The sequence below is a fragment of the Marinobacter halotolerans genome (genome assembly GCF_008795985.1).
Lineage (GTDB): Bacteria > Pseudomonadota > Gammaproteobacteria > Pseudomonadales > Oleiphilaceae > Marinobacter > Marinobacter halotolerans.
This window is the reverse complement of record NZ_VMHP01000002.1, coordinates 1310931-1323637: the sequence shown is the minus strand read 5'-3', so window position 1 is coordinate 1323637 and position 12707 is coordinate 1310931. Positions and strand designations below refer to the sequence as shown.

Genomic DNA, 12707 nt, shown 5'->3' with positions numbered 1-12707 from the left:
TCGCGTATTCCTTTCAGGTGCCACTGTCAGCGGGTTTGCGGTTCAGCTTGAGATGAAACATGGCCACAGTGAACAGAAGGAATGTCAGCACCGCCAGTATCACGGGCACAGCCGCCCCCTCGCTAAGCCAGGCCGAGACGGTGTATTGGGTGAAATAGAAGATAACCACAAAACTTAACCAGATGATGCCTCGGTTATCACCCCGGAAAACCGGCACTGCGAACAGAAGGAGCGGAATCAGCTTCACGCTCAGGATCAGGGGAACGGACACTCCCTGAACCGGGTCAGGGTAGAAGGTTGTTAATGTCAGCACCGCAAGCGTGGTGACATAAAGGCAGAGAATCAGTCTGATGGTCAGTTTTGCTTTGGGATTATTGAGCATTCATGGTTCCCGTTTAGCGTAATTTGATTGCGAGGTTTGCCAGTCTCTGTCCGAACGTCTGACAGATTGTTTTTTCAGCATCGCTCAGCGCTTTTGGCTGTCCGGTTCCGGCCCAGTGGGAAGGCCCGTAGGGCGTGCCACCGGCGGTGGTCTCATTGAGTGCCTTCTCGGAGTAAGGCACGCCACAAAGCACCATGCCGTGGTGAAGCAGCGGAACCATCATGGTCAGCAACGTGGTTTCCTGTCCGCCATGGAGACTGCCTGTCGATGTAAACGCCCCGGCCGGTTTGCCGGCCAGAGCGCCGCTTAGCCAGAGATCCCCGGTGGTATCGAGAAAATATTTCAGGGGTGACGCCATGTTGCCGAAACGGGTAGGGCTTCCCAGGGCCAGGCCCGCGCAGTGTTCCAGGTCCGCTTTGGTGGCATAGGGAGCACCACTGTCCGGGACCGGCGGCAGTGATGCCTCGGTGTCCGGCGAAACCGGCGGCACGGTTCGAATGCGGGCGTCGAGGCCGCTGACCTTTGAAATACCCCGGGCGATCTGTGTGGCCATTTCGGCCGTCTGCCCGGTACGGCTATAATACAGCACCAATATATAGGGGGACTCGGTTGCCATGGGTATCCCTGATCAAGCGTATGATATGGAAAATCCCGGTGGGTTCTGTCATGGTTCCCGCCGCATGCGCGCAGGCCGGGCCGGTCAACCCAGCAGGCGCTGTAGTCTAACAGGAGGACAATCTTTGCAATACCCCGGAAAGGCACGCCTAAAAAACTCTAATACCACCAGAGCTTACGGCCTGTCTGGTGTTCTGGTTCTGTTGTTGTTGGCAGGTTGTCAGAATCAGGAATTCGAGCGCGCAAACGGCACCACTCTGGAGTGGGAAAGCCTCCGTGGCCACTGGGTGCTGGTGAATTACTGGGCTGAATGGTGTAAGCCCTGCCTGGAAGAAATTCCAGAGCTGAATGCCCTTGATCGATCTGGTTCTGTCGTGGTGCTGGGTGTTAATTTTGATGGTGTAAAAGGGCAGGCGCTGATGGATCTGGGCGACAGAATGGGCATCGAGTATGGCATGCTGGCAGAAGATCCCGGCCCGGATTTCGGCTGGCAGATTCCAGTCGGGCTTCCCGCCACTTTTGTGGTCGACCCGGAGGGGAATCTAATGGAAGCCCGTTTCGGTCCACAGACCGAAGAAGACATCACCGCCCTGATCAATGAATAATCCAGAACCGGTCACACACGCAGGAAGATCCCGAGCTCATGTCTGACACCTTTGTTCATTTACGCGTTCACTCCGAGTATTCCATGGTGGACGGCCTGGTGCGGGTCAAACCGCTGATCGAGCGTGTCGCCGAGCTTGGCATGCCGGCCGTCGGGCTTACCGAGCAGTCCAATATGTGTTCCCTGGTGCGCTTTTACAAAGCGGCGACGGGTGCCGGTGTGAAGCCGATCATCGGGGCCGATCTATGGGTCGACAACCCGGACGAGCCTGAGAACCCTTTCCGTCTGACGCTGCTCGCCCGCAACCAGGACGGCTATCTGAACCTGACCGAAATTGTCTCCCGTGGCTATACCGAGGGCCAGCGCTTCGGCATTCCCATCATCCAGCGCAAGTGGCTGGAAGACGGTCGGGAAGGCCTGATCGCGCTCTCGGGCGGCAAGATGGGCGATGTCGGCAAGGCTCTACTGGCAGGGAAGACAGACCTGGCCAGGGTACGTGCGGAATACTGGGCATCTCTTTACCCCGGCTCCTACTATCTGGAACTTCAGCGCACGGGTCGTCCCGGGGACGAAGACTGCCTGCATGCCAGCGTCGACGTGGCCACGGAGTTGTCCTGCCCGGTGGTTGCCACCAATGATGTCCACTTTCTTCACGCCGATGATTTCGAGGCCCACGAAGCCCGGGTCTGCATCGGCGAAAGCCGCACCCTGGATGACCCCCGTCGTGACCGCCGCTTCAGTGACCAGCAGTACCTGCGCAGCGCTGAGGAAATGATCGAGCTCTTTTCGGATATCCCCGAGGCTGTCCAGAATACAGTGGAAATTGCCCGCCGGTGCTCGGTTCAGGTGCGAATGGGCGAGTATTTCCTGCCGAAGTATCCGATACCGGCGGGCATGACCATGGACGAGTACTTCCGCAAGGTCTCGGAAGACGGCCTGGAAGATCGCTTGGCGAAAACCCTGAGCAAGGACGATCCCGAATACGATCAGAAGCGCGAGGCCTACTACACTCGCCTGAATTTCGAGCTGGATATCATCATCCAGATGGGGTTCCCCGGTTACTTTCTGATCGTTATGGACTTCATCAAGTGGGCCAAGAACAACGGCGTGCCGGTGGGGCCGGGCCGGGGCTCCGGTGCCGGTTCCCTGGTGGCCTACGCCCAGCTGATTACCGATCTGGATCCGCTGGAATACGACCTGCTGTTCGAGCGCTTCCTGAACCCGGAGCGGGTGTCCATGCCCGACTTTGACGTCGACTTCTGCATGGAAGGCCGCGATCGGGTGATCGCCTACGTTGCGGAGAAATACGGTCGTGAGGCGGTGTCCCAGATCATCACTTTCGGCACTATGGCCGCGAAAGCGGTGGTACGTGACGTAGCGCGGGTGCAGGGCAAGTCCTACGGCCTCGCGGACAAGCTCTCCAAGATGATTCCGTTCGAGCCGGGCATGACCCTGGAAAAGGCGATTGAACAGGAGCCCCAGTTGGGCGAGTTCCTGGAGAACGACGAAGAAGCCCAGGAAATCTGGGAAATGGCCCTGAAGCTAGAAGGCGTCTGCCGGAATGCGGGCAAGCACGCAGGTGGCGTGGTGATCGCACCCACCAAGATTACGGATTTCTCGCCGCTCTACTGCGACGACGAGGGCGGCAGCCTGGTGACCCAGTTCGACAAGGGCGATGTGGAGGACGCCGGGCTGGTGAAGTTCGACTTCCTGGGCCTGCGGACCCTGACCATCATCGACTGGGCCCTGAAGATGATTAACCCGCGCCGGGAAAAGCGGGGCGAGACCGGGCTGGACATCAACGAGATTCCGCTGGATGACGTACCGTCTTTCACCATGCTGAAGAAGGCAGAAACCACCGCTGTATTCCAGCTGGAATCCCGTGGCATGAAAGACCTCATCCGCCGGCTCCAGCCGGACTCTCTGGAGGACATGATCGCCCTGGTGGCCCTGTTCCGCCCGGGCCCGCTCCAGTCCGGCATGGTGGATGACTTCATCGACCGCAAACACGGGCGCCAGCCGGTCTCCTTCCCGCATCCGGATTACCAGTACGATGGACTCAAGCCGGTGTTGGAGCCCACTTATGGGGTTATCCTGTATCAGGAACAGGTGATGCAGATTGCCCAGGTAATGGCAGGCTACACCCTGGGCAACGCCGACATGCTGCGCCGGGCCATGGGTAAGAAAAAGCCCGAGGAAATGGCCAAGCAGAAGCAGTTCTTTCTGGACGGCTGCGAGAAAAACGGCATCGACAAGACACTTGCCGAGAATATTTTTGACCTGGTGGAAAAATTCGCCGGCTACGGTTTCAACAAATCGCATTCGGCCGCGTACGCACTGGTGTCCTATCAGACACTCTGGCTGAAAGCCCATTACCCGGCAGAGTTCATGGCGGCGGTATTGACCGCCGATATGCAGAACACCGACAAGGTTGTCACACTGGTGGAAGAGTGCCGGAGCATGGGGCTGGACCTGCTGGTTCCGGACGTCAGCCGCTCGGAATACACCTTTACCGTCAATGACGACGGCCAGGTTGTCTATGGGCTGGGCGCCATCAAGGGCCTGGGTGAGGGGCCGATCCAGAGCATCGTCGAGGGCCGCGCCGATGGCGAGCCCTATCAGGATCTGTTCGACTTCTGCCGTCGCGTTGACCTGAAGAAAGTGAACAAACGGGCCATTGAAGCCCTCATTCGCTGCGGCGCCATGGACAAACTCGGTGCGGGCCGGGCTCATCTGATGGCCAGTATCGACAAGGCGATCCAGCAGGCGGGCCAGCAGTCCCGTAACGAATCCGTGGGTATGACGGACATGTTCGGCGACATCTTTGCCGGTGGCGAGGGTGAAGATCCTTATGCAGACGTGGCCGGCGTTCGGGAGTGGCCGGAAAAACAGCGGCTCAAGGGGGAAAAAGACACTCTTGGCCTCTACCTGACCGGCCATCCGTTTGACGAGTATGAAAAGGAAGTGCGCCGGTTCGTGCGATCGCCCATTTCTGACCTGAAGCCCTCCCGCCAACCCCAGCGGGTTGCCGGGCTGGTGGTGGCCCAGCGGTCCATGAAAACCCGCACCGGTTCCACCATGGCATTCATTACCCTGGACGACCGCAGTGCCCGGATTGAAGCGACGCTTTTTTCCGAGGCATTCTTTGAGCACCGGGAACTGCTGCAATCGGATCAGGTGATTGTGGTGGAGGGTCAGGTCAGCCACGATGACTATTCCGGGCAGATGAAAATGCGGGTCAGTTCGGTGATGGATGTGGGCACGGCCCGACAACAGTTCAGTCGCGGCCTCAAGCTGTCGATTCATGCGGACCAGTTGCAGAACGGCCTGCTGGACAAGCTGGATTCAACGCTCAGGCCCTTCCGCTGCGAGGGTAGCCCGGTGTGGATCGACTACAGTACAGAACAGGCGAGCACCCGCATCGAACTCGGCAACGCCTGGCGGGTGCAGCCGGATGACGACCTTCTGCTGGAGTTGAAATACCTGGTGGGCGACCAGGCGGTTGAACTGGTCTATGATTGATAGTGTCCGGTAGAAGGGCTGACTTGCCGGTACCTCATACAAAGGTCCGCTTTAGCCCCCGGTCTGTCGCTGCTATCTTGACTGATATCTTTCACTTTTTGGCGGCCAGAGTGTTCGCCCTGCAATCAGAATGATGGAACATCATGAATCCTAACTATCTTGATTTCGAACAGCCTATTGCCGACCTTGAAGCCAAGATTGAAGAGCTTCGCATGGTGGGTAATGACACCGACATCAATATCACTGATGAAATTACCCGCCTGAAGAAAAAGAGCGTCAGTCTCACAGAAAGTATCTTCTCGGATCTGAAACCCTGGGATGTCGCCCGTCTTGCCCGTCACCCCAGGCGGCCCTACACCCACGATTACATCGAAATGATGTTCGATGATTTTGACGAGCTCCACGGTGACCGCCGCTATGCAGATGATCAGGCCATTGTGGGTGGGACCGCCAGGCTTGATGGTAAGCCGGTGATGGTTATCGGCCACCAGAAAGGCCGGGAAGTGCGTGACAAGGTCAGGCGGAACTTCGGCATGCCAAGGCCCGAGGGTTATCGCAAGGCGCTTCGTCTGATGGAGCTGGCTGAGCGCTTTAATATGCCGATTCTGACCTTTATTGATACCCCCGGTGCTTATCCGGGTATCGGCGCCGAAGAGCGTGGGCAGAGCGAGGCCATTGCCTTTAATCTAGCGGTCATGTCCCGCCTGAAAACCCCGATTATTTCCACGGTGGTGGGCGAGGGTGGTTCCGGCGGCGCCCTGGCGATTGGTGTGTGCGATCAGCTCAACATGCTCCAGTACTCCACCTACGCGGTTATCTCCCCCGAGGGCTGCGCGTCTATTCTGTGGAAGAGTGCAGAACACGCGGCCCAGGCCGCAGAGGCCATGGGTGTGACGGCCCAGAGGCTGAAAGAGCTTGGTATCGCAGACAATATATTGCCCGAACCCCTCGGAGGGGCTCACCGCAATCCGGATAAAATGGCAGAAGTACTGAAGGAAAGACTGGCCCAGGGTCTGGACGAGCTCTGCGCACTGCCGACCGACGAACTGGTCTCGCGCCGGTACGAGCGGCTGACACGCTATGACACAGGCCGGTAAAGCCGGCCCTGATGGTGACTGGCCGGATCCCCTTCTGGATTCGGTCAGGAACCTGCCGGCCCATGCCGGTCTGTATGTTGCCCTCAGTGGCGGCCTTGACTCTGTCCTCCTTCTTCACACCGCTGCCATTGCCTGTCGGGGATTCCGTCCGCCGACGGCGATTCATATCAATCACCAGCTCCAGTCCAATGCCTCGGATACGGAAGCACTCTGTCAGCATCTCTGCCAGTCCCTGGACGTGCCTCTGAAAACCATTGCCGTTGAGGTGGCCGCCCATTTGCCGCAGGAAGATGCCGGTACCGGGGGGTTGGAGGAGGCCGCGAGGGATGCCAGATACCGTGCGTTCGAATCCTGTTTGTGTGAAGGCGACCTGTTGCTGATGGCCCATCATGCGGACGACCAGACTGAGACCGTACTGTTCCGCCTGCTTCGTGGAACGGGCGTTGCGGGCCTGGGGGGGATGCCCCGGTCCCGTGCGCTGGGGAAAGGTCTGGTTTACCGGCCGTTCCTTGACTTCAGTCGACAGGATCTGGAGCAGTGGGCGCGCGTCCACGACGTTAAATGGATCGAGGATCCAAGCAATCAGGATCAGCGCTTCGACCGGAATTTTCTTCGCCGCGCGATTATTCCGGCTTTAAAGCAGCGCTGGCCTTCACTCAATCGACGTGTGGCGGCCACGGTCAGTGCCTGTCGCGAAAGCGACGAGCTGGCCGCCAGTCTTGCCAGAATCCACTTTACTCAGTGCGAGGATAAAGACGGCGGGCTGGATCTCGGGATGCTCGCCAGGCTTACGCTTGCCGAGCAGAAAAACCTTTTACGCTGGTGGGTAGCGAATCACCAGTATTCTCCGCCCAATCCCGCTGACTGGCAGGGGCTGTTGTCGGATTTTCTGGCCTCCGGTAACGACCGGCAGCCGGAATATCGCGGTGACGGTTATCGGCTCAGGCGTTTTCAGAACAGCCTGCGACTAGTGGCACGACAGCCTTCGTCGGGTCTGGACAGTGTTGCACTGATGGCTGGACAGCCCATGAAGTGGGGTGGCTGGCTGCTGGAACTGCGAGCGGTAAACGGAACAGACAAACCTGCTCCCGAGCTGAGAATCTTTACCAGGCATGGTGGAGAGCGAATCCGTCCGCGGGCTGACGGGCCATCCAAGCCGTTAAAAAACTGGCTTCAGGAACAAACCGTTCCGGCCTGGGAACGTGGCAGCCTGCCGCTGGTTATGGAGTCCTCCGGAGGTGCGGAAGCGCTGGTGGCGGTCGGTGATCTTTGGGTTTCAGAGCGGTACTGTGGGGAGGCACCTGCCAGTGGCTGGCGCCTGATTCTGGAGCGGGATTCTAATTGAGTAGGTGGGGGACTTCTGGTAATCTGATCCCCCATCTTGAGATGACAATCTCCCTCCTTCACCGAACCAGACAAATCACGGAATCTGCATGACGCGTTATATTTTCGTCACCGGCGGTGTCGTGTCCTCCTTGGGGAAAGGTATCGCATCGGCCTCTCTGGCAGCGATCCTTGAGGCACGCGGCCTGAAGGTCACTATTCTCAAGCTGGACCCGTACATCAACGTGGACCCCGGCACCATGAGCCCGTTCCAGCACGGTGAGGTTTTTGTCACCGAAGACGGCGCGGAAACCGACCTGGACCTGGGGCACTACGAGCGTTTCATCCGCTCCCCCATGTCACGCCGCAATAACTTCACCACCGGCCGGGTGTACGAGGAAGTGATCCGCAAGGAACGCCGGGGCGATTACCTGGGCGGAACCGTGCAGGTCATTCCGCACATTACTGACGAGATCAAGCGCCGTGTTGTTGAAGGTGCGGCCGGGGCCGACGTGGCCCTGATCGAAATCGGCGGTACCGTGGGCGACATCGAATCCCTGCCGTTCCTTGAGGCCTGTCGTCAGTTGAAGGTGGAAGTAGGTTCCCGGCGTGCTCTGTTCATGCACCTGACACTGGTTCCATACATCGCCACCGCGGGCGAAATCAAAACCAAGCCCACACAGCACTCGGTTAAGGAAATGCGTTCCATCGGTCTGCAGCCGGATATTCTGCTGTGCCGGTCCGAGCATGAAGTCGATGCCAGTTCCCGACGCAAGATTGCGCTGTTCACCAACGTGGAAGAGCGTGCGGTTATTCCGCTTCAGGATGCCAAATCCATTTACGCCATTCCGCGCATGCTCCACGAATTCGGCCTGGACCAGCTGGTTATCGAGCGGTTCGGTATAGACGCCAATCCGGCAGACCTGAGCGAATGGGATGCGGTGGTGGAATCGCTGCTGAACCCGGACGGCGAAGTGACCGTGGCCATGGTTGGCAAGTACATGGAGCTGCTGGATGCATACAAGTCTCTGGTGGAATCCCTGCTTCACGCCGGCATAAAAACCCGCACCAAGGTCCGCATCAACTACATCGACTCTGAAGACATTGAGCGGGATGGCACGGCTGCACTGGAAAGCGCTGACGCCATTCTGGTGCCCGGTGGTTTCGGCGAACGCGGCGTGGAAGGCAAGATCCGCACGGTTCAGTACGCCAGGGAAAACAAGGTGCCGTATCTCGGCATCTGCCTGGGCATGCAGGTTGCGGTGATCGAGTATGCCCGCAATGTGGCAGGCCTTAAGGGCGCCCACAGCACCGAATTCCGTGAGCATGCACCTGAGCCGGTTGTGGGTCTGATTACCGAATGGCTGGACGCCAGCGGCGAGAAAGAAGAGCGCTCCGGCGAGTCCGATCTCGGCGGTACCATGCGACTGGGTGCCCAGGATTGTGTGGTTGCCGAGGGTTCTACCATTGCCGGCTGCTATGGCAAGAAAACCATCCGCGAACGCCATCGCCATCGCTATGAAGTAAACAACCATTTCCTGCCCCAGCTCGAAGGCGCCGGTCTGAGAATCTCCGGCCGTTCCACTGATGGCAAACTGGTGGAAGTGGTGGAAGTGCCGGATCACCCCTGGTTTGTAGCCTGTCAGTTCCATCCGGAATTCACGTCCACACCCCGTGATGGCCATCCCTTGTTCAAAGGTTTCATCGAAGCCGCGGTTGCCCGTAAAAAGGAATCCTGATTATGGCGCGTAGCATGGTGGAGGTGTCCGGTATTCAGGTGGCTAACGATCGGCCCTTTGTGCTGTTCGGCGGCATGAACGTCCTGGAATCACGGGAACTGGCGTTCGAGGTGGCGGACGCCTATGTTGACGTTTGCTCAAGGCTCGGCATTCCCTACGTGTTCAAGGCGTCGTTCGATAAAGCCAATCGGTCGTCGGTTAATTCCTTCCGCGGGCCGGGCCTGGAAAAGGGATTGCAGATACTTGCGGACATCAAGAGCAAGTACGGCGTTCCGATTATTTCTGACGTTCATGAACCCGAGCAGGCCGCGCCTGCGGCGGAAGTGTGCGACATCATCCAGCTGCCGGCGTTTCTGAGCCGTCAGACCGACCTGGTGGTCGCCATGGCTCAGACGGGTGCCGTGATCAACATCAAGAAGGCCCAGTTCCTGGCGCCCCAGGAAATGAAGCACATCATCACCAAGTGCGGTGAAGTCGGTAACGACAGGATTATCCTCTGCGAACGCGGGACCAGCTTTGGCTACAACAATCTTGTGGTGGACATGCTCGGCTTTGGCATCATGAAACAGATGGATGTGCCGGTGATGTTTGACGTTACCCATTCCCTGCAGATGCCCGGCGGCCGTGCGGATTCCGCGGGTGGTCGGCGCGCCCAAGTCACTGATCTTGCGCTGGCGGGTATGTCCCAGGGTCTTGCAGGATTATTCCTGGAAGCCCATCCAGATCCGGAGAAGGCCAAATGCGACGGCCCCTGTGCCCTGCGGCTGAGCCAGCTGGAACCATTCCTGCAGCGGGTAAAAGCCGTAGACGATCTGGTGAAAAGCTTTAAACCTATCGACACCGCCTGACTGGCGGTGTTGGCCTTTCACCACTCGCTCTTGCTCCCAAATTAAAAGATAGAACTGGAGAATCAGAAGAATGACCAAGATTGCCAATATCAAAGCGCGGGAAGTGCTGGATTCCCGAGGTAACCCTACGGTTGAAGCCGACGTGATCCTCGAAAACGGCACAATCGGGAGCGCTTGTGCGCCATCCGGAGCCTCCACCGGCTCACGTGAAGCGTTAGAGCTGCGTGATGGTGACACTTCGCGCTACCTTGGCAAGGGTGTTCTAAAAGCCGTTGAAGCGGTGAACACGCGTATTCGTGATGCTCTTATCGGCAAAGATGCGGCCGATCAGCGGGAACTTGATCAGATTATGCTGGATCTGGACGGCACCGAGAACAAGGCCAACCTGGGTGCGAACGCGATTCTGGCGGTTTCACTTGCCGCAGCCAAGGCAGCCGCGATTTCTCTGGGCAAGCCGCTCTATGCACACATTGCTGATCTCAACGGTACGCCGGGCAAGTACAGCATGCCAGTTCCGATGATGAACATTCTCAATGGTGGCGAGCATGCGGACAACAACGTCGATATCCAGGAATTCATGGTTCAGCCGGTTGCTACCACGACGTTTGCGGAAGGCCTGCGGGTAGGTGCCGAGATTTTCCATAGCCTGAAGAAAGTTCTGAAAGCCCAGGGCCTGAATACCGCTGTGGGCGATGAAGGCGGTTTTGCACCGGACCTGCCGTCCAACGAAGCCGCTCTGGCGGTCATTCAGGAAGCGGTCGAGAAGGCCGGTTACAAGCTGGGTACCGATGTTACCCTGGCGCTGGACTGTGCGTCGTCTGAATTTTACAAAGACGGGCAGTATCAGCTGTCTGGCGAGGGCAAGAGTTTTGATTCGGAAGGCTTTGCCGATTATCTGGCGGGCCTGTGCGAGCGTTATCCCATCGTCTCTATTGAAGACGGCATGGATGAAAGCGACTGGGACGGCTGGAAGGTGCTGACGGATAAAGTCGGCAGCAAGGTTCAGCTGGTGGGTGACGACCTGTTCGTGACCAACACCAAAATCCTGAAAGACGGTATCGAGAAGGGCGTTGGTAATTCCATTCTGATCAAGTTCAACCAGATCGGCAGCCTGAGCGAAACCCTCGACGCCATTAAAATGGCCCAGGATGCGGGTTACACCGCGGTGATTTCTCATCGCTCTGGCGAAACCGAGGACACCACCATCGCGGATCTTGCTGTGGCTACCTGCGCCGGGCAGATTAAAACGGGTTCCCTGTGTCGTTCGGACCGTGTTGCCAAGTACAATCAGCTGCTTCGCATTGAAGAGGTACTGGGTGCCAGTGCCCCCTATCGCGGCCTGAGTGAAATCAAGGGCCAATAAACCCAAGGAAGGCAAAAAAGTCCATCGCACTCGCCATTACTGGCCCGCGGCCAGCAAAATCTGGAAAGTGTGATGGCCTTTTTATACAACCGCTTAGCAAAACTTGTTGAAAAACTACACTAACGTCTATACTCAACATTCGTTGTCGACGCGGTAAACGGAATTGCAATGAAGTTGCTCTGGTCCATCATGGTTTTGCTGATCATTCTGCTACAGGTTCGCCTGTGGGTAGGTGAGGGCAGTTTTGCGCAGGTGTGGAGTCTTGAAGACGCCATCGCCGAGCAGCGTGCGGAGAACTCCGATCTGGCATTGCGCAATGAGCGGCTGTTTGCAGAAGTGAAGAATCTCCGCGGTCGCCAGGACGCACTGGAAGAAAGGGCCCGCATGAATCTCGGGTTGATCCGCGAGGACGAAACCTTCTTTCTCGTCGTAGAAAAATGATCAGCTGAGCAATACGTCATCTAAAGCCGGGCATTCACCTCTCGCCTTCCAATACCGAACATGCCAATGACCACTCCAAAACTCTGGCTCGTCATTCCCGCCGCTGGCTCAGGTCAGAGAATGGGGTCGGACCGGCCCAAACAATATCTGTTGCTGCGTGGTCGTCTGATCCTGGATCGGGCAATAGCCTCTGTGCTCGACAATGCCGACTTGGCGGGCTGTGTTGTCGCGATCAGCGCGGACGACCCCCATTGGCAAGAGACGGAGGCCAGCCGTGATCCCCGTGTTCACCACTGTATTGGCGGGCAGCTGCGAGCAGACTCGGTAATTGCCGGCCTTCAGTGGCTGGAAGGACAGGCGGGCCCGGATGACTGGGTACTGGTGCACGACGCGGCCCGACCATGCCTGCATCCGGGGGACCTGGCGCGCCTGATTCGCGAGCTTACGGACCATAAAGTTGGCGGTTTGCTGGCGGCCCCGGTCACCGATACCCTCAAAAAGTCCGTAACCGGCTCTGACGAGGTACTGGAAACCGTTGATCGCCGGGAGCTCTGGCGGGCATTGACGCCGCAGATGTTCCGTTATGGCATTCTCAAATCCGCTCTGCAGGATGCTGCTGCGGAGAATCGGTCCGTGACCGACGAATCCTCTGCCGTTGAACAGGCCGGTTTTTTCCCCTGTATTGTGGAAGGCCGTCCCGATAACATTAAGGTGACGGTCCCCGCAGATCTGGCGCTGGCGGACTTTGTGCTTAGCCGTTTCTGAACCAACCC

11 protein-coding genes are annotated in these 12707 nt (G+C 58.0%); 9 read left to right on the top strand and 2 right to left on the bottom strand.

Going from position 1 to position 12707, the window contains the following annotated elements; genetic code table 11:
• Positions 1–13: 13 nt before the first annotated feature.
• Entirely contained in the window at positions 14–382 is a 369-nt protein-coding gene (locus FPL19_RS16430) for a DUF2069 domain-containing protein (protein WP_150914117.1), read from the bottom strand.
• Positions 383–395: 13 nt separating this feature from the next.
• Positions 396–998 carry an NAD(P)H:quinone oxidoreductase gene (gene wrbA / locus FPL19_RS16425; protein WP_150914115.1) on the bottom strand — a complete coding sequence of 201 codons (603 nt, stop codon included), beginning with the start codon at positions 996–998 and terminating at the stop codon, positions 396–398.
• A 124-nt stretch (positions 999–1122) separates the two neighbouring features.
• Between wrbA and FPL19_RS16420 the strand changes: the two genes are divergently transcribed.
• The 9 genes from FPL19_RS16420 (at position 1123) to ispD (ending at position 12699) form a co-directional block, all read left to right on the top strand.
• Complete coding sequence (locus FPL19_RS16420) at positions 1123–1602, top strand: TlpA family protein disulfide reductase (RefSeq protein WP_225314460.1); 480 nt, start codon at positions 1123–1125, stop codon at positions 1600–1602.
• A 38-nt stretch (positions 1603–1640) separates the two neighbouring features.
• Positions 1641–5123: a DNA polymerase III subunit alpha gene (dnaE, locus tag FPL19_RS16415; RefSeq protein ID WP_150914113.1), complete on the top strand. Its 3483-nt coding sequence runs from the start codon at positions 1641–1643 to the stop codon at positions 5121–5123.
• 143 nt (positions 5124–5266) lie between these two features.
• Positions 5267–6220: an acetyl-CoA carboxylase carboxyl transferase subunit alpha gene (accA, locus tag FPL19_RS16410; RefSeq protein WP_150914111.1), complete on the top strand. Its 954-nt coding sequence runs from the start codon at positions 5267–5269 to the stop codon at positions 6218–6220.
• Positions 6204–7565, top strand: a complete 1362-nt coding sequence (tilS, locus tag FPL19_RS16405) for a tRNA lysidine(34) synthetase TilS (RefSeq protein ID WP_150914109.1) — start codon at positions 6204–6206, stop codon at positions 7563–7565. The genes accA and tilS overlap by 17 nt, the downstream gene beginning before the upstream one ends.
• 88 nt (positions 7566–7653) lie before the next feature.
• Positions 7654–9282: a CTP synthase gene (locus FPL19_RS16400; RefSeq protein ID WP_150914107.1), complete on the top strand. Its 1629-nt coding sequence runs from the start codon at positions 7654–7656 to the stop codon at positions 9280–9282.
• 2 nt (positions 9283–9284) lie between these two features.
• Complete coding sequence (gene kdsA / locus FPL19_RS16395) at positions 9285–10130, top strand: 3-deoxy-8-phosphooctulonate synthase (protein ID WP_150914105.1); 846 nt, start codon at positions 9285–9287, stop codon at positions 10128–10130.
• Positions 10131–10200: 70 nt separating this feature from the next.
• Positions 10201–11493, top strand: a complete 1293-nt coding sequence (gene eno / locus FPL19_RS16390; protein ID WP_150914103.1) for a phosphopyruvate hydratase — start codon at positions 10201–10203, stop codon at positions 11491–11493.
• 168 nt (positions 11494–11661) lie between these two features.
• Positions 11662–11934 (top strand): septum formation initiator family protein, encoded by a 273-nt coding sequence (locus FPL19_RS16385; RefSeq protein ID WP_150914101.1) that lies wholly within the window; start codon positions 11662–11664, stop codon positions 11932–11934.
• Between the two features lie 66 nt (positions 11935–12000).
• A complete protein-coding gene (gene ispD, locus FPL19_RS16380) occupies positions 12001–12699 on the top strand; it encodes a 2-C-methyl-D-erythritol 4-phosphate cytidylyltransferase (RefSeq protein ID WP_150914099.1) in 699 nt (232 codons plus the stop codon).
• Positions 12700–12707 lie beyond the last annotated feature (8 nt).